Below are 19,835 nucleotides of genomic sequence, written 5' to 3' on the forward strand. Positions count from 1 at the left end.
TCAGTGCAGCGTCTTGCCTGAGGTGCCCGATCGCCTCCAGGGCTGCTGCGCCTGGCTGGCGCGCAACTGGTTGTCGATGCGGCTGCGCTGCTCGCGGGTCAGCAGCGACAGCGCATCGGCGCGCTGGCGGATGCTGAGGTTGGCCATGGCGCTGGCCATGAGGGGCGCGCCATGGCGGTCGACCAGGTGGCGCAGCACCTCGGTGCGGCGCTCTGTCAGTGCCGAGATCACGGCATGGGTCAGGCCATGGTGGCGGGTGGTGTCGTTGAGGCGGGGGGCAGGGCGGCTGCGTTGCAGCACGCGCAGCCAGGAGAGGCGTTGCATGGGCATACTCCTTGGGGTGGCCCGGGAGCTGCCCGCCGCTGCTAGGGCATCAGGCGTCCAGCCCCGGGACGGGGTTCGGGTCCCTGCGCGCGGCCATCAGGGTCACACGCAGGCCAATGGCTTGACAGCGCGCCGCACGGGGCGCGCTGCAAGATCGACTAGGGTCGGGATCCATACGTGTTCCTTGATGAAAAGTGAATGAAATGCGGGCTGAAGCCGGTCTGCGACCAGGCTGCTCAGCGCTCGTTGCGGCTGCTCAGATAGCTGCGGATGCGATGCGTGGGCCAACTGGTCAGTGCATCGAGCGCCAGCGTCTGTTCCAGCGCTTGCGGCAAGGCTGCCGGTGTGGCGGGCGCTGCCTGGGAAGGCGTGGCGCGGGCGCGCAGCAGCAGAGGGCGCAGCTGGTGCAGAGCGCGGGTCAGGCGGTTGCTCATAGCGTTCTCCTCATTGGTTGAGGGAGCGGGCCAGGCGGCAGCGCGGCACAAACGTTTTGGCGCGGCCATGAACCGACGGGAAGCCGGAGCGGAGGCGACGCGAAAACTCAGTGATGAGCAGAGCTTGCGAGCTTGAGGCCACTATCCGTGCTGTGCACGGCAGGCCGCCCCGAACGTCGGGAAGCCAAACAGCAAGTTGCGAGGGGCGCGGGGCAAGGGATGCGGGGTGGTCGATGACGACTCCCGATCCGGGGGAGTCTGTCAGTCGGCCAGCTTCGCAGCCATTGCGGCGTGCGATAAATCACTGGTTGAACTGGCACTGTCCACGTGGGGACTCCTGAAATTGCGATCCGCCGATTATCGGCCCAGACCGGGCCCAGGGTCAACCCTAGGTGGCTTTCAGTTGCAATTGCGCCGGGGCCTGGCGGCTTGCGGGCTCGGCCCATTGGCGCGCACAGCCCCAGACGATCAGGGCCTGCGCGGCGTAATAGCTGCCCAGCACGCTCACTGACGACCAGGGCAGCGGCTGCACAAAACGGTTGATGGCCAGGATGGAGTCGCTGAGCATGAAAAAGCTGGCGCCCAGGGCGCTCAGCAGTGCGGCGCGGCTGCGCAGTTGACGATAGCGTCCCCAGGCCTGTGCCGCCATCAGGGCGATGACGCCGACATAGGCGGCCACGGGCAGACGCAGTGCGGCGGGCAGGCCATGGGTCCAGAGAAAGACATACATGGCGGCGCCGATCGCGGCCACCAGCAGCAGTGCGCTGCGGTCGGCAAGCCAGGCCACATCAAGCCTGAACAGCGCAACGTAGCAGATATGGGCCAATAAAAAGCTGACCAGGCCGGGAATGAACAGACTGGTTGGCAGCTGTCCGTCCAGCATCAGGAAGACATCGCCTGAAAGGGAAAAAACAATAGCTGCCAGCAGCAGGTGGACATGAATCTTAGGTAGGTTTTGTATCGTTTTTGATGTCTGACTTGCGCAAGAAGCTATGCATATAAGAGCAAAAACCATGGTGGCAGGCTTGAACAGCCAATGCCATGGCTGCAGACCGAGCGCTGCTGTGGCCGTTGCCAGTGCACCGCTTTGCAGCATCAACGCAAGCCACAGACTGATGCGTCCCTGCATGGCTGCGCCCAGAGCCCATTGCCCGGTGAGCAGCACGCCGAACCAGATCAGATTGGTGGCCAGCGGCGACTGGTCGGCATGCCAGAGAAAGACCGAAGTGCCCGCAACCAGCGCCGCAAACTGCAGGCCGGCAAACCAGCGCAGCGCAGTGCTCATGGGAGGCGAGTAGATGATGCGGTGCTCGTCCAGATCGAAGGCGGGCCTGGGAAAGCGCTGCGCCACATCGGCCGGCCGCCAGCCCGGCGGCTTGAACCAGACACTGACCTTGTCCATCCAGCTGCGTGCGTGCCAGCTGTCATGCGCCAGCTGGCGGTAGACGCTGAAGTTGGCCCACAGCGGGTCCCAGCTCTTGAGCAGGCCGCGCGTTCCGTAGACGCAGGGCTCCTCGTCGTCCTCGCTCTTGTAGGTGCCGAAGAGCCGGTCCCAGACGATGAGAATGCCGCCGTAGTTCCGGTCCAGATAGCGCTCGTTGACGGCATGGTGCACGCGGTGATTGCTGGGCGCGCAGAACCAGCGGTCGAACCAGCCCAGCTTCTTGACCTGCTCGGTATGCACCCAGAACTGGTAGAGCAGATCGATCAGCCCGACCACGGCAAACACCAGTGGCGGCACGCCGGCCAGGGCCATGGGCAGATAGAAGATCCAGCCCAGCAGAGTGCCGGAGCTGGTCTGGCGCAGCGCGGTGGAGAGGTTGTAGGCCTGGCTTTGGTGGTGCACGGCATGGGCGGCCCAGAGCACGCCCACTTCATGACCCATGCGGTGCAGCCAGTAGTAGCAGAGGTCGTAGAACAGCAGGGCCAGCAGCCAGCCCGGCAGGCTGAGCCAGAAGGCATCGGCCTCGATCAGCGCCACATGGCTGGCCACGACGGTGTAGATGCCCAGCGTCAGCAGCTTGGTGAAGACGGCGCTGGTCTGGCTCAGGACGCCCAGGTTCAGCGAGCTGATGGCATCGGCCAGCGCATAGGCATTGCGCCCGCGCCTGAGGCTGATGACCCATTCCACGGCAATCAATGCAAAAAAGACCGGCGTGGCCAGAACGATGACTTGGCTGGGGGAGAGCATGGCCATCGATTGTGGGCAGGGCGCGGCGCGCGGCGCCTCGCATCTTCCCTAGTTGCAGCGCTTGGCGCGGGCGCTCACAACCGTATGCCGCGCTTGTGGATCAACGCGCCCCAGCGCCTGGTCTCCTCGGCGATAAGCTCGGTAAAGCGTGCCGCATCCAGCGCCATGATTTCCGCATCGGTGGCTGCCAGCCGCGCGCGCACTTCAGGCATCGCCAGCGCGCGCTGGAACTGCTGGTTCAGCCACTCGACCACCGGCGCGGGCGTCTTCGCCGGCGCGCCAATGCCGTACCAGGACTGCACCAGGAGATCGGGATAGCCGGCCTGTGCGATGGTGGGTACCTCGGGCAGCGAGCGCGTGCGCGCTGCGGCGTTGACAGCCAGAGCCCGTACCTTGCCGGCCTGGATCAGCGGCAGCACCAGGCTTTGCGAGATCAGCGCGAACTGCAGCAGGCCGGAGCCCAGGTCCAGCAGCGCCGGCGGCTGGCCCTTGTAGCTCACGTTGGTCAAGCGGATGCCGGTGCGCTCGAAGAGCAGTTCCTGCGCCAGGTGGATGGAGCTGCCGGTGCCGGGGTTGGAGGCGTTGAACTCGCCCGGTCTGGCGCCAGCCAGTGCGACGAACTCCTTGAGCGTCCTGGCGGGCACCGTGTCGTGCACCACGAACACCGTCGGCGCGGCAGCGATGCCGCAGATGCCGACGAAATCCCTGCTGCGCAGCTGGCTGTCGGGCATCAGGTGCTCGGCCGTCGTCAGAATCGGGGACGCCGCCAGCAGCGTATAGCCGTCGGCCGCTGCCTTGGACACCGCATTGATGCCGATGCGCCCGTCGGCGCCCGGGCGGTTGTCGACCACGATGCGTTGCGGCAGCGCGTTGGACAGCGGGTCGCAGACGGCGCGCAGCACTACGTCGACGACGCCGCCTGCGGGATAGGGCACGACGACGCGCAGCGGCCGCTCGGGATAGCCGCCCGGTCCGGGCGCAACGGAGGCGCGCGCCAGCCCTGGCACTAGGCCCAGGCCGGCCGATGCGCCGGCGAGCAGCGCGTGGAGATTGAACTGCCGACGATCCATGACGCTCTCCTCAGTCTGCGGCGATGTAAGCCGCCATTGATTGCAGGGCCTGGAGTGTCTCGGTCACCAGGCGGTCCATCACGGCGGCCACGGGCTCGATTTCGCGCAGCCAGTGCACGCTCTGACCTGCGGCCTCGTACATCAGCGGCCCGATCTGGTGCTGCTCCACCGCTGCCAGCAGATCGCCGGTGAGAGCCTGCTGGTAGGGCATGGACAGTGGCTCGGGTGCGCCGGGCTGTGCCCAGGCGTCGCTGAACGCGCTGCGCAGCACGCGGCAGGGCTTGCCGCTGTGGGCGCGCGTGATCACCGTGTCTTCGCTGCTGGCCGCGATCAGCTTCTTGGCCAGCGCCTGCGGCATCTCGTGCTCGCGCGTGCCCAGCCATAGCGTGCCCAGCCATGAACCCTGTGCGCCCAGGGCCAGCGAGGCCGCCACCTGCGCCCCGGTACCGATGCCGCCGGCCGCGATGACGGGCCGGCCCTGGGCTGCAGCCACGATCTGCGGCACCAGCGTGAAGGTGCCGATAGGCCCTGTGTGGCCGCCCGCGTCATAGCCCTGGGCCACCAGAATGTCGGCCCCGGCTGCGATCGCCTTTTGCGCATGGCGCACGCTGCCGACCAGGGCGATGGTGTGCAGGCCGCGCGCCTTGATGCGTGCCAGCGCCTTCATCGGTGTGCCGACGCCGGCGGCAAAGACCTCGATATCGCTGTCCGCAATGGCGTCCACCTGCTCCTCGAACAGGCTTTGCGAGCGTACGTACTGCGAGAAGAAGTTGCCTTCGGTGGCTGGCGGCACGTCGTATTGCCTGAACAGGCCCTGCACGAAATCCCTGTGCCCCTGCGGCAGCGCGGCAGCCACGGCTGCGCGGTCGTCGTGTTCGGGCAGGCCGGTGGGCAGCAGCAGGTCCACGCCCACCGGGTGGTCGGGGCACAGTTCGCGCAGCTGGCGCAGCTTCCTTTGCAGCTCTTGCGGGCCGTCACGCGCAGCGGCATAGACGCCCAGCCCGCCGGCCCGCGAGATCGCGGCGGCCACTTCGATGCGGTGGGCCAGACCAAAGATGGGCAGGCGTATGCCCAGCCGGCGGCACAGGTCGTTGGTCAGTGCATTGCTCATGTCCACAGCTGCGGCTCCATGTCCAGGCAGGGGTGCTGGGGCAGCGTGGCGGCGCGCTGCAGTATATGGCGGCCGATCAGCGTCTTGTGAATCTCGCTGGTACCTTCGCCGATCTGGTTCATCTTGGCGTCGCGCAGGAAGCGCTCCAGCGGGAAGGCCTTGAGGTAGCCGTTGCCGCCCAGCAGTTGCAGGCAGTCGACCACGATGCGCATGCACAGGTCGGTGGCATGCAGCTTGGCGATCGATGCATGGATGGCCACGTCGGCATCGCCTGCGTCGTAGCGCTGCGCGGTGCTGTAGACCAGACAGCGTGCGGCCTCGATCTGGGCCGCCATCTCGGCCACCATCCACTGGATGCCCTGGTGCGCACCCACCGGCTGCCCGAAGACCTGGCGCTGGTTGGCGTACTGGGCGGCAATCTGCAGCGCGCCTGCGGCGCGGCCCAGCGCGATCGCAGCGTGGCCGATGCGTGCGCGCAGCAATGTGTCCTGCGCCAGCGCCATGCCTTCGCCTTCCTTGCCCAGCAGGTGCTGCGGCGCGATGTGCACGTCGTCGAAGCTGACCAGCGCGATCGGCACGCCGTACCAGCCCAGCTTGGGAATCACCGGCGATACCGTGATGCCGGGCGTGTCGCGCGGCACGACGAAGGCGCTGAGTCCGCGGCCGCCGCCGGGACCGTCCGCCTGGCGCGCCACCACCACGAACATGTCGGCGACGTTGGCACGCGTGATGAACTTTTTCTGGCCATTGAGCGTCCAGCCGCCCTGCGCTGCCGGCGCATAGTGCGCCCCCAGCCGCGCCACGTCGCTGCCTGCGCCGGGCTCGGTCAGTGCGAAGGCCGACTGGCGTGCGCCGCTGGCCAGCTCGGGGATCAGCGCGCTGCGCAGCGCCTCGCTGCCGCCGGCCACGATGGGGCGCGAGGACAGGTCGGTGCCTGTGATCAGCGAAGCGGCCGTCGAACACACAGACGCGACTTCCTCGATGATGCGCACGCGCAGCATCATCGACGCCTCGCTGCCGCCGTGCGCGCGCGGAAACGCGGTGGCGACGATGCCTTCGCGACATAGCAGCCGGAAGGTATCCCAGGCAAAGACGTCCTGCTGCGCCACGCGGTCGGCGTCCGGACCGATGCGCTCGGCCACCAGCGTTTTCACGCGCTCAAGCAGGGCTTCTTCATCGGGCGACAGGCGCACGAGGGGGTGGTGGGATTCGGGAATCGACATGGTGTCTCCTTTGTCTCGGATTTGCCTCAGATGACGCCTGCCTCGCGCAGGCGGGCCAGTTCGGCGGCAGGCATTGCCAGCTCGCCCTGGTAGAACGCTTCGTTGTCCTGCCCCAGTGAACCGCCGGCGTGGCGGATGCCGCCGGGCGATCGGGCAAAGCGCGGCACGACATTGGCCATGCGCACGCTGCCGAAGTCCCGGTCGGGCACGTCGCAAAGGGCCTGGCGAGCGCGCATGTGCGGGTCGGCCTCGATCTGGTCGATGCCGTAGACCGGGGCGATGGTGCCCTGCGCCGCTTCGAAGGCGGCCAGTACCGTCGCCAGCGGATGTGCTGCGCACCAGGCCGCGAAGATGCCGTTCAGCTCCTGGGCATGCTGCACGCGGCTGCTGTTGCTGGCCAAGCATGGCTCATCGATCAGATCGGGCCGGCCTATGGCGCGGCAGTTGTTGGCAAACATGGCATTGGTGCTGCCCGACAGCGATACCCATTGCCCGTCGGCAGTGCGGTAGACCGCAGCCGGCGCAGAGTACTGGTTGGCATTGCCCGAGCGCTGATACACGGTGCCTAGCTGCTCGTGCTGGATGGGCAGGAACTCAAGCAGCTTGAGCGTGGCCTCGGTGAGCGACAGGTCGATTTCCTCGCCCGGGGCCTCGGGGTTGCGGGCGCGGCGCCACAGCGCAGCCAGCACGCCTACCGCGCCGAACAGTCCGCCGACGTTGTCGGCCAGTGGATAGCCGCAGTGCATGGGCGCTGCCTGGGCTTCGCCGCTGATGTAGGTCAGGCCGCCCATGGCCTCGAACACGCGTGCAAAGCCCGGCCGGTCGCGGTAGGGGCCGCTCTGGCCGAAGCCCGTGGTGCGCAGTATCACCAGGCTGGGCTGGGCCTGCCACAAGGCCTCTTTGCTCAGGCCCCAGCGGTCCAGCGTGCCGGGGCGGAAGTTCTCGATCAGCACATCGAACTGAGGCAGCATGCGCAGCAGCAGCGCGGCACCCTCGGGCTTGCGCAGGTCGAGGGTGACCAGGCGTTTGCCGCGGTTGGTCACTTTCCACCACAGAGGCTTGCCGTCCTTGTGTGGTGGAAAGTCGCGCATGCCGTCGCCTGCGCCGGGCAGCTCGGCCTTGACGACGCTGGCGCCGTAGTCGGCCAGGAGGGCTGCGGCCGAGGGCGCGGCAATGATGGTGGCGATGTCCAGGACGCGCAGTCCGGTGAGAGGTCCGTTCATGGTGTGCATATCTCCTGAAGGTCAATGTAGGAAACCGCTAGCCGCGAGCCAACCAGAAATATGAGAATCAGATATCTCGCTTTCAGATGGATGCACAAGTTGCCATGACCCACGCCACCGAAGCCCTGGAGCTGCTGACACTGAAGTCGCTGAGGACGCTGGCCGCCGCGATCCAGGGCGGCAGCCTGACACGCGCGGCCGTCGAGCGTGGACTGGCGCAGTCGGCCGTGAGTCGGCAGATTGCCGAGCTGGAGCGCGCGCTGGGCGGTGCGCTCTTCTACCGCACGGGACGCGGCGTCAAGCCCACGGCACTGGCCGAGCAGATGCTGCCGCGCGTTTCGGCGTTGCTGTCCGAGGCCGAGGCGCTGGTGCGCCTGGGCAAGGAGCGGACCGGTGTGCCCAGCGGTCTGGTGACGCTGGGCCTGGTGCCGGGTGTGGCCGGCTTCATGGCCGCGGCGCTGTATGGCGAGTTGGCGCAGCGCTTTCCCGAGATCCGGCTGCGCGTCATAGAGGGCTACAGCGGAGACATGGAGGTGGCGCTGAGCCAGGGCCGCATCGACATGGCGATCCTGAACCGCTACCGGGCCAGAGGCAGCAACAGCTACCGCAAGCTGGCCGATGCGCAGATCTGCGTGGTGGGCCGCCAGAGTGTGCTGCAGCGCATGCTGGCGCCGGCGGATACGGCCCTGCCGGCCAGCATGGCCCTGCAGACGCTCGAGCGCCTGCCGCTGGTGCTGCCGGTGCCCCCCAACGCCATCCGCAACCTGCTCGATGAGCAGGCAGGCCGACAGGGGGTGCGCCTGAACGTGATCCTGGAGGCCAGCTCCTCGGTGATCCTCAAGAGCATGCTGGCTCGCCACGACTGCGCCACGCTGCTGCCGCGCCATGCCGTCAGCGAGGAGCTGGCCGGTGGCAGCCTCGCAGCTATTGCACTGGCGGAGCGGGTGTTTCGTCAGCATGTGGTGCTGGCGACCAGCAGTCAGCGTCCTTTCACTCTGGCGGGCAAGGCGGTGGCGGCCCTGGTCGCCGAGACCGCTGGCGCATTGATGGCCCGACAGGCAGTGCTTTGAGGGCGTGGATCAGCGGTTTTCTGGGGTAAGCATTGATTGCTAAGTATTTTTATTTATGACATGGGGCGAGAAGCGAGCCGATAATTTCTCCCATCTCCCCGGTCGGCAAGCTGTCTTGTCCTGCCGGCCTGCACGGGCACTCCGCCGTCCGCATGCTGCGGCAAGCAAGGTACCCGTGACCCACTGCTGCCTGTACATGTCCATACCCCGCCGCTCTCTTGTCGCGACCGCCGCCCTGATGGCTGCGGTCGGTTTTTCCGCTCCCGTTTTCGCCGCCGCCGATGCCTGGCCCGCCACCAAGCCCATCACGCTGATCGTGCCGTTCAGCGCCGGTGGCAATGTGGACACCACGGCACGCCTGATCGGCCAGAAGCTGGGCGAGCGCCTGCACCAGTCCATCGTGGTGGACAACGTGCCCGGCGCTGGCGGGGTGCTCGGGGTGAGCAAGGCCGTCAAGGCCCCGGCCGACGGCTACACCTTGCTCATGGGCTTTGACGGCCCCATCAGCATTGCCCAGCTGGTGAATTCCGCCGTCAAGTACGACGCCGAAAAGGATCTGACACCCGTGGGGCTGACCACCATCGCCCCCGTGGTCGCCGTGGCCCGTCCCGGCCTGCCGGCGCACAATCTGAACGAGCTGATTGCGCTGGCGCGTTCCAAGCCCGGATCGCTGACCTACGCCACTTCGGGCGTGGGCACCATGCTGCATCTGGCCATGGAAATGCTGCAGGAGCGCGCCAAGATCAAGCTGGTGCATGTGCCCTACCGTGGCGGTGCCCAGATCACCAGCGATGTGATGGGGGGCCAGGTCGATGTGGGCATGCTCACCACCGTGAGCGCCGTGCCCATGATCCAGCAGAAAAAGCTCGAAGGTCTGGGCGTGACATCGGCCAAGCGCATCGATGCGATCCACAACGTGCCCACCTTTGGCGAGACGGCCGAACTCAAGGGCTTTGACCTCAACACCTGGACGGGTCTGTTCGTGCCCGCCAAGACACCTCAGGCCGTGGTCACGCGGCTGGCCACCGAGCTCGATGCCGTGCTCAAGATGCCCGATGTGCGCAAGCGCCTGGAGGACGGCGGCGCCACGCCCGGCTCCGGCACCCAGGCCAGCTTTGTCCAGTTCCTGAAGAAGGAAAAAGCCGGCTATGCGCAGATCGTGAAGTCGGCCAATATCCAGGCGGAATAAGCCATGGCCGCGCCTTTGAACCCGGTGCATGCCGAGATCCACCCGCCCGTGCTGCCCGAAGTGGCCGCTGTGGCGGCCGAGATGCTGGCCCTGCGCCATGATCTGCACGCCCATCCCGAGCTGGCCTACGAAGAGCATCGCACGGGCGATATCGTGGCCGCCAGGCTGGCCGAATGGGGCTATGAGGTCCATCGTGGCCTGGGTGACACCGGCGTGGTGGGGACGCTGCGCTGCGGCGAGCATGCCCATGGCAAGCACATCGGCAAACGTCTTGGCCTGCGCGCCGACATGGATGCGCTGCCTATCCGCGAAACCACAGGCCTGCCCTATGCCAGCCGTCACGACGGCAAGATGCATGCCTGCGGCCACGACGGACACACGGCCACCTTGCTGGCCGCAGCCAGGGTGCTGGCCGGGCGCAAGGACCAGCTCCAGGGCACGCTCCATCTGATCTTTCAGCCCGCCGAGGAAGGCCATGGCGGCGCGCAGAAGATGGTCGAGCAGGGGCTGTTCGAGCTGTTTCCCTGCGATGCGCTCTATGCGTTTCACAACGAGCCCGGCTACCCGGCCGGGCAGTTCGGCTTTCGCCCGGGCGTGATGTATTCCAGCTCTGACACGGCCATCATCACCATCCGCGGCAAGGGCGGCCATGGCGCCATGCCCCATGTGGCCGTGGACCCCATCGTCGTGGCCTCGCATCTGGTGCTGGCGTTGCAGACCATACGCTCGCGCGAGATCGACCCCAACGATATGGCCGTGGTCACCATCGGTGCCATCCATGCGGGCGATGCGCCCAATGTGATTCCCGAAACCTGCGAGCTGCGCGTGACCATCCGTGCGCGCTGCCCCGAGGTGCGCCAGCAGCTGCGCGAGCGCATCACGGCCATGGCCCATGCCCAGGCCGCCGTGCACCGCGCCACGGCCGAGGTGGACTACAAATGGCGTTATCCACCCGTCATGAACGACAGGGCTGCGACCGATTTCGCCGTCGGTGTGGCACGCGAATTCCTGGGCGAGGAATGGCTGATTCCCGATCTGCAGCCGCTGCAGGCCAGCGACGACTTCGCCATCATGCTCAACCAGGTTCCGGGCAACTATTTCATCGTCGGCAACGGCATGGGCGAGGGCGGCTGCATGGTGCATAACGCGGCCTATGACTTCAACGACAACCTGCTGCCCGTCACTGCCTCGTACTGGGTCAAGCTGGCCGAGAGCTATCTGCGCCGCGACTGAGTTTTGTATGAGTGAAATTGCATCCGTGGCCGACCTCTGCGGCCAGAACCTGCCCGGCTTCGATGCCACGACCGACTACTGGCAAGCCACCGTCACCGAGGCCGAGCTGACCCAGTCGCCGCTGCCGCCCTATGCCAGGAGCTACCCGGCCCGATTGCCCGACGGCCGCTATCTGCTGCTGCCGCTGCGCGGCATGCCCACGGCCGATGGCTCGGCTCCGGATCGCTGCGTGGCCTCCCTGATTGCCAATCAGGCATCGATGGAGGTGGTGGAGGAGCTGGCGCTGCACATGGCGCAAGCCGCCGGGGCGCATGACTTTGATGCGGTCATCGGCCTGCCCACGCTGGGTCTGGCCTTTGCCCCGCTGGTTGCCCCCCCCCCCCCCCAAGCATCTGGGCCACAGCCGCTATGTGCCCCTGGGTTATTCGCGCAAATACTGGTACCGCGATGAGCTCTCCGAGCCCGTCAGCTCCATCACCACTCCGGGCAAGGGCAAGCTGCTCTATATCGACCCGAATCAGCTGGGCCTGATTGCCGGCAAGCGCGTGCTGGTGGTCGACGATGCCGTGAGTTCGGGCGCGACCATGGTCTCGGGCCTCAAGCTGCTGGAGCGCTGCGGCGCCCACGTGGCCGCCATTGCCGTGGCCATGCGCCAGGGCACGCAATGGCAGCAAAAGCTGGTGCGTGCCGATGGCAGCGCCATCCCTGTGGTTGCGGCCTACGACTGCCCGCGCATGGAGCGCCGTGCCGACGGCTGGTGGCCTGAAGGTCTATAAAAAAGAGAGCTGTTGGCGCCTATCAATCATGAATTTCAGACTGTTTATGCCTTGAAATCATTGCATGAAAGGCGCTGAATGCTATTGTTTATATAGCATCCAAAGACCGATGCAAGAGCGCATCAGGTCAGCGCGCCGCGCCCGTCGACGGTGAAGATGCGCTCGACCACGCCCTTGAGCCGGCCGCCGCGCACGCCGATCAGGTGGTCGTGCAGATTCACGGTGGGGTCGCAGTGGCCGGGAATCAGCCACAGGCTCTCGCCCAGCGCGGGCAGCCAGCCGCTGTGGTTGCCGGCGTCGGCATCGGGGTGCAGCACGCCATGCTCGTCGCCGCCGTTGGCAAAGCGCAGTGCGTTTTCGGGCGCCAGCGCATGCAGCCTGGGCAGGCCGGAGTCTATGGCATGGGCCTTGTGCCCGGCGTCGCAGACGGCGTGATCGGAGCTGAGCGACATGACCTGGGTCTTGACGTAAAGCGCATGCTCGAACAGGGGCTGGGCCGCATCGCGCTGGTTGGCGGCGTAGTCTGCGTCCATGAAGAGGAAGGAGCCGGGCTGGATTTCGCCATAGATGCCGCTGGCGGCCTCGTTGACCATGGTGCCCGTGCCGGCACCCGTGATCAGCGGGATGACCAGGCCGGCGCGATCGAACTCGTGGCGCGTGCGGTTGACGAGCTTGAGCACCTGGTCGATGGCTGCCTTGCGCTCCTCGGCGCTGCGCAGATGCTGGGCGCCGCCGTGATAGGCCTGCAGACCCGCAAAGCGCAGCGTGGGCTGGGCGGCAATGGCCTGTACCAGGCGCAGGGCGGCTTCGCCGGGCTCTGCGCCGCAGCGGTTCTGGCCGACATTGATCTCCACCAGCACATCCATGGCAGCATCGCCGGCCTGCGCATCCTGCAGGGCCCGCGCCAGCCGCGTGATGCCTTCCTCGCAATCCACGGCCAGGGCCAGCCGTCCGCCCTGGGCATTCAGTGCCTTGGCCAGAGCCGCCACGCGCGTCAGCTTGGTCAGGGCAATGACTTCGTTGCTGATGAAGATATTGGTGATGCCGCCCTCGGCCAGCGCCTCGGCCTCGCTGACTTTTTGCACGCAGTGGCCGCAGGCACCGGCATGCTCGAGCAGATGGGCGATATGTGCGCTCTTGTGCAGCTTGGCATGCGGGCGCCAGAGCACGCCATGCTGCTGGGCAAAGCGGGCCATGCGCTCGATATTGCGGTCCATCGCGTCCAGGTCGATGACCAGCGCGGGCGTGTCTATGCGTTTGACGGCCTGGCCGACAAGGGTCTGCAAATGCTCAGGAATGTGCTTCATCTCGGCTGCCTTGCTGAAGGTGTGCGGTATCTGCCCAGCCTACCAAAGACAGGCCGTCAGGCGTCCAGAGCAGGCGATTGATGGCGCAGTTGCTCAGCTCCCAGGTGCGTGGCGTCTGGAAGTCCTGGCGCGTGGCCAGGCGGTAGAGCACATCCATCACGCCGCCATGGGCGACCAGCACGATCTGCTCGCCCTCGTGCTGGCGCGCAATCCGGTCCACGGTGGCAAAGATGCGTTCGCGCAAGGCCTGCAGCGAGTCGCCGCCGCCGGGCGGGGCGTAGGCCGGGTTGCGCGTGCGCCAGAGCTGGGCGTCCTCGGGCTGGGTGGCTTCCACATCCTTGAAGGTGCGGCCCTGAAAATCGCCGAAGCAGCGCTCGCGCAGGCCGGTGGTGGTGTGCAGAGGTGCACCGGATCTCTGGGCAATGGCCTGCGCCGTGACATGGGCACGCTGCAGGTCGCTGCTGTAGATGGCGGCAATGCTCTCGTCAGCCAGCGCCTGGGCCGCCTGCTCGGCCTGCCACAGGCCGGTGTCGTTCAAGGGGATATCCAGATGCCCCTGGATGCGTCCATCGACATTCCAGGTTGTCTCTCCGTGCCGGATGGCAATGATGCGCGTGGCGTGCATGTCTTGGCTCGTTCAGCGTAGGTTGTTTTATTGAGCAGTCATTGTCTTGCAAACAAAGTGTGCCTGTACCCCGGTCTGTTGTTACAGACCTTTTGAGGCTCGGCATTCATCCGGCAGGCGCAGCGGGCTTTGGTGCGCGAATCACCAGCTTGCAAAGCGCAGCCTGGCAGGGCGGACCAGGGGCATGGACGGCAGTGCTCAGTTCGGGAGGCGTGATGATTTCGGTGCAAAGCCTTGCTTCTTCCTGGGCAAATGGTGCTGCAGTCAATAAAAAAGGCCTGCAACCATGGTTGCAGGCCTTTGGGCATTGAGGCACTTGCGCTTCAAGCGCCGGCCGCCATGTCTTTCGGTGTCAGATCAGTGACTTGGCATTGTCCAGCACAAAGTCGCAGGCCTTTTCCTTGAGGTTGCTCTTGACCTTGTCCAGGCTGAAGCTCTTGCCGTCGGCACCCGTGACCATGCCCATCAGGCCGTTCTGGTAGCCCTGGTCCTTGGGCTCTTCCTTCTGGCCCAGGCCCAGCTTGCCCAGCAGCTGATTCTTGACCTGGGCGGCCTTGTCGGCGTTGAGGTAGTTGTTCTTCATGCAGTAGGTGAGGACACCGGCGGCATTGCTGGCCGTGCCGGAGCTCAGGTTGCCCAGGCCCAGGGCCGACAGTGCCGAAGAGCCTCCGGAGCCGCCGAGCATGCCGCCCAGGCCCGAGGCGCTGGAGCTGCTCTCGGCTGCGCCGCCGCCCAGCTGGCCGCGCAAGGCGTCACCGAGGCCGCTGGCATGGGCGCTGAAGGAGCCCGCAGCCACTGTGGCGCAAAGCAGGGTGGAGAGAGCAAATTTCTTCATGACAGTCATCCTTTTCATGGCGGGGGCCCAGCCAGGAGGCCCCGGTTCAAGCCGAGCTGCACGTTAGCACGCGCCAGGCCCCGGCAACTGTTGAAGATTGCAAATCAACGTGCCGGCGCCACGGCGGCCGGTGCTGCTGGCGCAACCGGTGCGGCGGGCTGTGCAGGTGTCGCCGGCGTGCCGCTGGCAGGCTGGGCCCCGGGCGGCTGGATGACGGTGCGCACGTTGCGCTGGCCCTGCGGCGGCTTGGGAAAGCCCGTCAGCGCCGCATCGAACAAAATGCCGAAGATGGCCGGGTCGTCGGTCCATACATCCTGGCGCTGGGCCGAGGTTTCGTAGACGATCTGCTGGGTCTTGATATCGCGCATGACGATGCTCACGGCGCGGTAATACTCCAGCGGCGGCTCGTTGAACATCATGCCGCCGCCAAAGCCCCAGCCAAAGCCGCGGCCGTAGCTCATGCCCCAGCCCCAGCGCGGGCCCCAGTAGGGGTCGTAGTAGGGCCAGCTGGCCCAGTCGCGCGCATAGCGCGCCATGGCGCTGATCTGCACCACCAGGCTGGCGTGCGAGTCATCGCGCGTCAGGCCGACGCGGGCCAGCGCATGCTGGGCCTGGGCTTCCACGGCCGCGAAGTTCACCTGGCCCTGCTGCGAGGGCAGGGTCTCCAGCCGGTAGGTGGCCGGCACGGGAATGGTGCTCAGTGCGGAAAAGCTCTGCACCGTGCTGTTGACCTCGCGCACCGTGCTGCAGCCGGCCAGCAGAGCCGTCGCAGTCAGGGCCGCAAGGCCGATCCAGCGTAAGGAGGTTTTGCGCAGGTTCATGATGATTTCTCTGAAACGACAAAGGCCCATGAGATGGGCCTTTGATAGGACTGCAGGGTCCGGTTTTAGTTCAAAAGTCCGCTCAGGACAGTTGTACCACTTGCACTCCGCCGGGCAGGGCGGCCATGGTTGGCAGCTCTTCATGGTCAAAGGCCATGTCGCCGTTGGGATCGGCAATGCCCGTGGCCTTGGCGTTCCTGAAGTCGTGCAGCTGGGGGTCCATCATGTGCGTGGTCACGATGTTGCCCATGGCGCGGAACATGCTCTCGATGCGGCCGGGGAACTTCTTGTCCCACTCGCGCAGCATATTGCCCACGGCCACGCGCTGCAGGCCGTCCTGGCTGCCGCAGAGGTTGCAGGGAATGATGGGGAAGTTCTGGTACTGGGCCCAGCGTGTCGTGTCCTTCTCGGGCACATAGCACAGCGGGCGGATCACCACATGCTTGCCGTCGTCGCTGACCAGCTTGGGCGGCATGCCCTTCATGCGGCCGCCGTAGAACATGTTGAGCATCATGGTCTGCACGATGTCGTCGCGGTGATGGCCCAGGGCCACCTTGGTGCAGCCCAACTGGTCGGCCACCTTGTACAGGATGGCGCGGCGCAGGCGCGAGCACAGGCCGCAGGTGGTCTTGCCTTCGGGCACGACGCGCTTGACGACGCTGTAGGTGTCCTGGTTCTCGATGTGGTAGTCCACACCGATGCTCTGGAAGTACTCGGGCAGCACATGCTCGGGGAAGCCGGGCTGCTTCTGGTCCAGGTTCACGGCCACGATGTCGAACTTCACGGGCGCACGCTTTTGCAGCTTGCGCAGAATGTCGAGCAGGGTGTAGCTGTCCTTGCCGCCGGACATGCAGACCATGACACGATCGCCTTCCTCGATCATGTTGTAGTCGAGGATGGCCTTGCCCACTTCGCGGCACAGGCGCTTTTCGAGCTTGATCTGTTCGCGCTCGATCTTGATCTTGCCGGGCTTGGCGGCTTCTTCGCCGTTGGCGTTCTCTGCGGCCGCAGCATCGGCGGCTTCTGCCTCTTCGGCAATCCAGGGGTTGTCGTTTACTGCATTCATGGGGTTCACCATTGTCCGGTTTCGATGCGAATGGCTACTTCGCAGTCGTCAAAAATTTCCAGCTTCGCAATTTTCACACGCACGCCGCGCACGCCGGGCAGCTGCAGCAGGCGCTGGGCCAGCTTGCCGATCAGGCTCTCGAGCAGGTTCACATGCTCGGAGGTGCATTCGTCGATGATGATCTGGCGCACCTTGCGGTAGTCCAGCACGTGGAGGATGTCGTCATCGCGCGGAGCCAGGGGCTGGGGGCCGAGGTTGAGTTCGGCGTCGACCTGGATCGGCTGAGGCTCTTGTTTCTCATGCGCGAGAATCCCGAGGCTGGCGTCAAAGCGCAGGCCGGTGAGCGTGAGAATTTGTTGTCCGGAAGTGGAAGTCATGAGAGAAGGTGCGGCCTCGGTGGGCTCACATCATCGAAAAATCGCGCTCGAAGCGCTGTAAATGTTGGCCGCCGTCCACCAGCATGGTGGTGCCCGTCATGGAGCGGTTCTCCAGTGCAAAGCACACGGCGGCGGCAATGTCCTCGGGCGAGGAGGAGCGGCCCAGCGGGCTCATGGCGTGCAGGGCCTCGAACTTTTCCTGACTCAGCATATGGCTGGTCAGTGTCAGGCCCGGCGCCACGCCCACCACGCGCACGCGTGGAGCCAGCGCCAGGGCCAGCATGGTGTTGGCGGCTTCCAGGGCCGCCTTGGAGAGGGTGTAGCTCAGGAAATCGGGGTTCTGGTTCCAGAGTTTCTGGTCCAGCACATTGACCACGGCACCGTGGGCGGACTCTTCGCCTGCCGCCACGCGCTCCTGCACATGGGCATGCAGAGCCTGGGACAGCAATATGGGCGCGCCCGTGTTGCTGCGCAGATGCGCTTCCAGGGCCACATAGCTGAAGCTCTGGGCATCGTCATGCTCGAACAGCGAGGCGTTATTGACCACGGCGTCGATCCGGCCAAAGCGCTCCACCACACGCGGTACCAGCGAGCGCACCGATTCCTCGTCAAAGAAATCTGCATCAAAAGCGGCGCTATCGCCTGCCAATTCTGCGCAAGAAGCTACGGTTTGCATAGCTTGATCGCGGGAGTCGCGGTAGTGCACAGCCACTTGCCAGCCCGCGCGGGCCAGGGCCAGGGCCATGTCACGTCCAAGGCGACGGGCGGAACCGGTCACCAATACTGTGCGTGGTTGGGCGGGTGAGGACATTCGTGGAAAATGCGGGTTGTGACGACAGAACCCTTAAGTTTAACGAGCGCCTTGCAATCCCGCATTGCCAAGGAGATTGCCGCCGTGGGCGGCTGGCTGCCTTTCGACCGTTTCATGGAGCTGGCGCTCTATGCGCCGGGCCTGGGCTATTACGCCAATGAGACGGCCAAGTTCGGCGCCATGCCGGAGTCGGGCAGCGACTTTGTGACGGCACCGGAGATTTCGCCTATTTTTGGTCAGTTGGTGGCATCCCAATTGCGGCAAGCGCTACAAAAAACGAATACCCGCGAGATCTGGGAATTCGGTGCGGGAACGGGCGCGCTGGCGCTGCAGATCCTTGACGAGCTGGCGGCCCAGGGCGCGTTGCCTGAGCGCTACACCATCGTCGATCTCTCGGGCACGCTGCGCGCGCGCCAGAAGCTGGCGCTGGCCAAGTACGAGCATCTGGTGCGCTGGGTGGATGCGCTGCCGGACGCCATGCAAGGCGTGATCATCGGCAACGAGGTGCTGGACGCCATGCCGGTGCAACTGCTGCAGCGCACCCAGGGCCAATGGCATGAGCGCGGCGTGGTGCTCGCAGGTGACGGTGATGAGGCGGCCTTTGCCTGGGAAGACCGGCTCACCGAACTGCGTCCGCCTGTGGATATCGGCGGCCCGCATGACTTTCTGACCGAAATCCACCGCCAGGGCGAGGCGTTTATCCACACCCTGGGCGAGCGCCTGACCCGGGGAGCCGCTTTTTTCATCGATTACGGCTTTGGCGAGAGCGAGTACTACCACGAACAGCGCCATATGGGGACCCTGGTCTGCCACTACCAGCATCAGGTGGACAACGACCCTCTGGTGCTGGTCGGCCTCAAGGACATCACGGCCCACGTCAATTTCACGGGCACGGCCGTGGCGGCCCAGGATGCGGGCTTCGACGTGCTGGGCTACACCAATCAGGCGCACTTTCTCATCAACTGCGGACTTGCGCCCAAGCTCGATGCGGCGGGCATCAAGGCCCGCTCCATGGCCTCCAAGCTGGTCATGGAGCACGAGATGGGCGAGCTGTTCAAGGTCGTTGCCCTGTCCAAGGGCGTGGAGCCCTGGACGCCGCTGGGCTTTGTGCAGGGCGACCGCACGCACCGGCTATAGCGTCTGCGTGCCTGGTGCGCTTACTGCTTTTCCAGTCTGGCGGCCTGGATGATGCTGCCCCAGTGCTTGTACTCGGTGCGCGTGAAGTCGCGGAACGCGCTTGAGCCGAGCAGGCGCGGTTCGCCGCCCAGTGCCGCGACCCTGGCCTTGAACTCGGGGCTGCTGGCCACCTTGAGCGTGGCCGCTTCCAGGCGCTGAACCACGGCTCGTGGTGTCCCCTTGGGGGCCAGCACGCCGTTCCAGGTGGCGGTCACAAAGGACGGAAAGCCGCTTTCCTTCATGGTCGGGACCTGCGGCAGCTGCGGCAGGCGCTCGGCGGAGGTCACGGCCAGCGCCTTGAGCTTGCCGCCCTGGATGAAGGGCAGCGCCGGCGTGATGTTCTCGAAGATGAAATCAATCTGGCCGCCGATCAGATCGGTCAGTGCCGGAGCGCTGCCCTTGTAAGGCGCGTGAACCAGGTCCAGTTTGGCGGCGCTCTTGAGCAGCTCGCCCGACAGATGCACGGTGGAGCCCATGCCCGGCGAGCCATAGCTCATCCCGGCGCGGCGCTCGCGCGCGTAACTCACCAGCTCGGCCACCGATTTGACCGGCGTTTTCGACTCGTTGACCACCAGCACATTGGGAATCGAGGTCACCAGAGCGACGTACTCGAAGTCGTCCAGGCTTTTCTCGCTGAGATTGCGGTACAGGCTGGGATTGATGGCCTGCGTACCCGCCGTGCCGAACAGCAGGGTGTAGCCGTCATTGGCGGCGGCTGCGACGCGGCTGGCACCGATGGCACCGTTGGCTCCGGGGACGTTCTCCACCACGACCGGCTGGCCCAGCGCCTCGGCCAGACCCTGGCCGACCAGGCGAGCCACGACATCGGTATTGCCACCGGGCGAGAAGGGCACGACCAGCTTGAGCGGGCGATTGGGGAAGCTGTCGGCGGCAGCAGGCAGGGCCAGGCAAGCGCCTAGCAGCGCTGCGCTCAGAAGAATCTGTTTGCGTGAGAAGGTCAGGGGCACGGTAT

At 65.8% G+C, this 19,835-nt stretch carries 21 protein-coding genes; 6 read left to right on the top strand and 15 right to left on the bottom strand.

Annotated features, from left to right (window positions below):
• From QYQ99_RS15080 to QYQ99_RS15110, 7 genes are all read right to left on the bottom strand, one after another.
• Positions 1-324 (bottom strand): hypothetical protein, encoded by a 324-nt coding sequence (locus tag QYQ99_RS15080; protein ID WP_302088915.1) that lies wholly within the window; start codon positions 322-324, stop codon positions 1-3.
• Between the two features lie 236 nt (positions 325-560).
• Positions 561-758 (bottom strand): hypothetical protein, encoded by a 198-nt coding sequence (locus QYQ99_RS15085; protein ID WP_302088916.1) that lies wholly within the window; start codon positions 756-758, stop codon positions 561-563.
• Positions 759-1,146: 388 nt separating this feature from the next.
• Positions 1,147-2,949, bottom strand: coding sequence for a lysoplasmalogenase family protein (locus QYQ99_RS15090; RefSeq protein ID WP_302088917.1), 1,803 nt, complete (start codon positions 2,947-2,949; stop codon positions 1,147-1,149).
• Positions 2,950-3,023: 74 nt separating this feature from the next.
• A complete protein-coding gene (locus QYQ99_RS15095; protein ID WP_302088918.1) occupies positions 3,024-3,884 on the bottom strand; it encodes a Bug family tripartite tricarboxylate transporter substrate binding protein in 861 nt (286 codons plus the stop codon).
• Between the two features lie 145 nt (positions 3,885-4,029).
• Positions 4,030-5,130 carry an NAD(P)H-dependent flavin oxidoreductase gene (locus QYQ99_RS15100; protein ID WP_302088919.1) on the bottom strand — a complete coding sequence of 367 codons (1,101 nt, stop codon included), beginning with the start codon at positions 5,128-5,130 and terminating at the stop codon, positions 4,030-4,032.
• Positions 5,127-6,353: an acyl-CoA dehydrogenase family protein gene (locus QYQ99_RS15105; protein ID WP_302088920.1), complete on the bottom strand. Its 1,227-nt coding sequence runs from the start codon at positions 6,351-6,353 to the stop codon at positions 5,127-5,129. The genes QYQ99_RS15100 and QYQ99_RS15105 overlap by 4 nt, the downstream gene beginning before the upstream one ends.
• A gap of 26 nt (positions 6,354-6,379) precedes the next feature.
• Positions 6,380-7,576 (bottom strand): CaiB/BaiF CoA transferase family protein, encoded by a 1,197-nt coding sequence (locus QYQ99_RS15110; RefSeq protein ID WP_302088921.1) that lies wholly within the window; start codon positions 7,574-7,576, stop codon positions 6,380-6,382.
• A 104-nt stretch (positions 7,577-7,680) separates the two neighbouring features.
• Here QYQ99_RS15110 and QYQ99_RS15115 point away from each other — a divergent pair, with 104 nt between their 5' ends.
• The 5 genes from QYQ99_RS15115 to QYQ99_RS28475 all read left to right on the top strand — a co-directional run bounded on the left by QYQ99_RS15115 (position 7,681) and on the right by QYQ99_RS28475 (position 11,844).
• Positions 7,681-8,646: a LysR family transcriptional regulator gene (locus tag QYQ99_RS15115; RefSeq protein WP_302088922.1), complete on the top strand. Its 966-nt coding sequence runs from the start codon at positions 7,681-7,683 to the stop codon at positions 8,644-8,646.
• Between the two features lie 196 nt (positions 8,647-8,842).
• Positions 8,843-9,835 (top strand): Bug family tripartite tricarboxylate transporter substrate binding protein, encoded by a 993-nt coding sequence (locus tag QYQ99_RS15120; protein WP_302088923.1) that lies wholly within the window; start codon positions 8,843-8,845, stop codon positions 9,833-9,835.
• A 3-nt stretch (positions 9,836-9,838) separates the two neighbouring features.
• Complete coding sequence (locus QYQ99_RS15125; RefSeq protein ID WP_302088924.1) at positions 9,839-11,068, top strand: M20 aminoacylase family protein; 1,230 nt, start codon at positions 9,839-9,841, stop codon at positions 11,066-11,068.
• 7 nt (positions 11,069-11,075) lie between these two features.
• Positions 11,076-11,519 carry a hypothetical protein gene (locus tag QYQ99_RS28470; RefSeq protein ID WP_437439038.1) on the top strand — a complete coding sequence of 148 codons (444 nt, stop codon included), beginning with the start codon at positions 11,076-11,078 and terminating at the stop codon, positions 11,517-11,519.
• Positions 11,479-11,844 carry a phosphoribosyltransferase gene (locus QYQ99_RS28475; protein WP_437439039.1) on the top strand — a complete coding sequence of 122 codons (366 nt, stop codon included), beginning with the start codon at positions 11,479-11,481 and terminating at the stop codon, positions 11,842-11,844. The genes QYQ99_RS28470 and QYQ99_RS28475 overlap by 41 nt, the downstream gene beginning before the upstream one ends.
• A 122-nt stretch (positions 11,845-11,966) precedes the next feature.
• On the opposite strand, the gene QYQ99_RS15135 is transcribed toward QYQ99_RS28475, so the two are convergent.
• From QYQ99_RS15135 to QYQ99_RS15165, 7 genes are all read right to left on the bottom strand, one after another.
• Positions 11,967-13,151: a DSD1 family PLP-dependent enzyme gene (locus QYQ99_RS15135; protein WP_302088925.1), complete on the bottom strand. Its 1,185-nt coding sequence runs from the start codon at positions 13,149-13,151 to the stop codon at positions 11,967-11,969.
• Positions 13,135-13,776, bottom strand: coding sequence for a histidine phosphatase family protein (locus tag QYQ99_RS15140; protein ID WP_034373486.1), 642 nt, complete (start codon positions 13,774-13,776; stop codon positions 13,135-13,137). The genes QYQ99_RS15135 and QYQ99_RS15140 overlap by 17 nt, the downstream gene beginning before the upstream one ends.
• Before the next feature lie 352 nt (positions 13,777-14,128).
• Positions 14,129-14,611, bottom strand: coding sequence for a DUF2501 domain-containing protein (locus QYQ99_RS15145; RefSeq protein WP_087084422.1), 483 nt, complete (start codon positions 14,609-14,611; stop codon positions 14,129-14,131).
• 104 nt (positions 14,612-14,715) lie between these two features.
• The gene (locus QYQ99_RS15150) at positions 14,716-15,432 is read right to left on the bottom strand and encodes a DUF4136 domain-containing protein (RefSeq protein ID WP_302088926.1); all 717 of its coding nucleotides are present in this window, start codon (positions 15,430-15,432) and stop codon (positions 14,716-14,718) included.
• A gap of 82 nt (positions 15,433-15,514) precedes the next feature.
• Positions 15,515-16,510 (bottom strand): tRNA 2-thiocytidine(32) synthetase TtcA, encoded by a 996-nt coding sequence (gene ttcA, locus QYQ99_RS15155; RefSeq protein ID WP_053283233.1) that lies wholly within the window; start codon positions 16,508-16,510, stop codon positions 15,515-15,517.
• A complete protein-coding gene (locus QYQ99_RS15160) occupies positions 16,504-16,875 on the bottom strand; it encodes a dihydroneopterin aldolase (RefSeq protein ID WP_003050921.1) in 372 nt (123 codons plus the stop codon). The genes ttcA and QYQ99_RS15160 overlap by 7 nt, the downstream gene beginning before the upstream one ends.
• Before the next feature lie 25 nt (positions 16,876-16,900).
• A complete protein-coding gene (locus tag QYQ99_RS15165) occupies positions 16,901-17,686 on the bottom strand; it encodes an SDR family oxidoreductase (protein ID WP_302088927.1) in 786 nt (261 codons plus the stop codon).
• Between the two features lie 9 nt (positions 17,687-17,695).
• On the opposite strand from QYQ99_RS15165, the gene QYQ99_RS15170 reads away from it, so the two are divergent.
• Entirely contained in the window at positions 17,696-18,823 is a 1,128-nt protein-coding gene (locus tag QYQ99_RS15170) for a class I SAM-dependent methyltransferase (RefSeq protein WP_302088928.1), read from the top strand.
• A gap of 20 nt (positions 18,824-18,843) precedes the next feature.
• Here QYQ99_RS15170 and QYQ99_RS15175 read toward each other — a convergent pair whose 3' ends face one another.
• A complete protein-coding gene (locus tag QYQ99_RS15175) occupies positions 18,844-19,830 on the bottom strand; it encodes a Bug family tripartite tricarboxylate transporter substrate binding protein (RefSeq protein ID WP_302088929.1) in 987 nt (328 codons plus the stop codon).
• Positions 19,831-19,835 lie beyond the last annotated feature (5 nt).

The organism is Comamonas testosteroni (genome assembly GCF_030505195.1).
GTDB lineage: Bacteria > Pseudomonadota > Gammaproteobacteria > Burkholderiales > Burkholderiaceae_C > Comamonas > Comamonas testosteroni_G.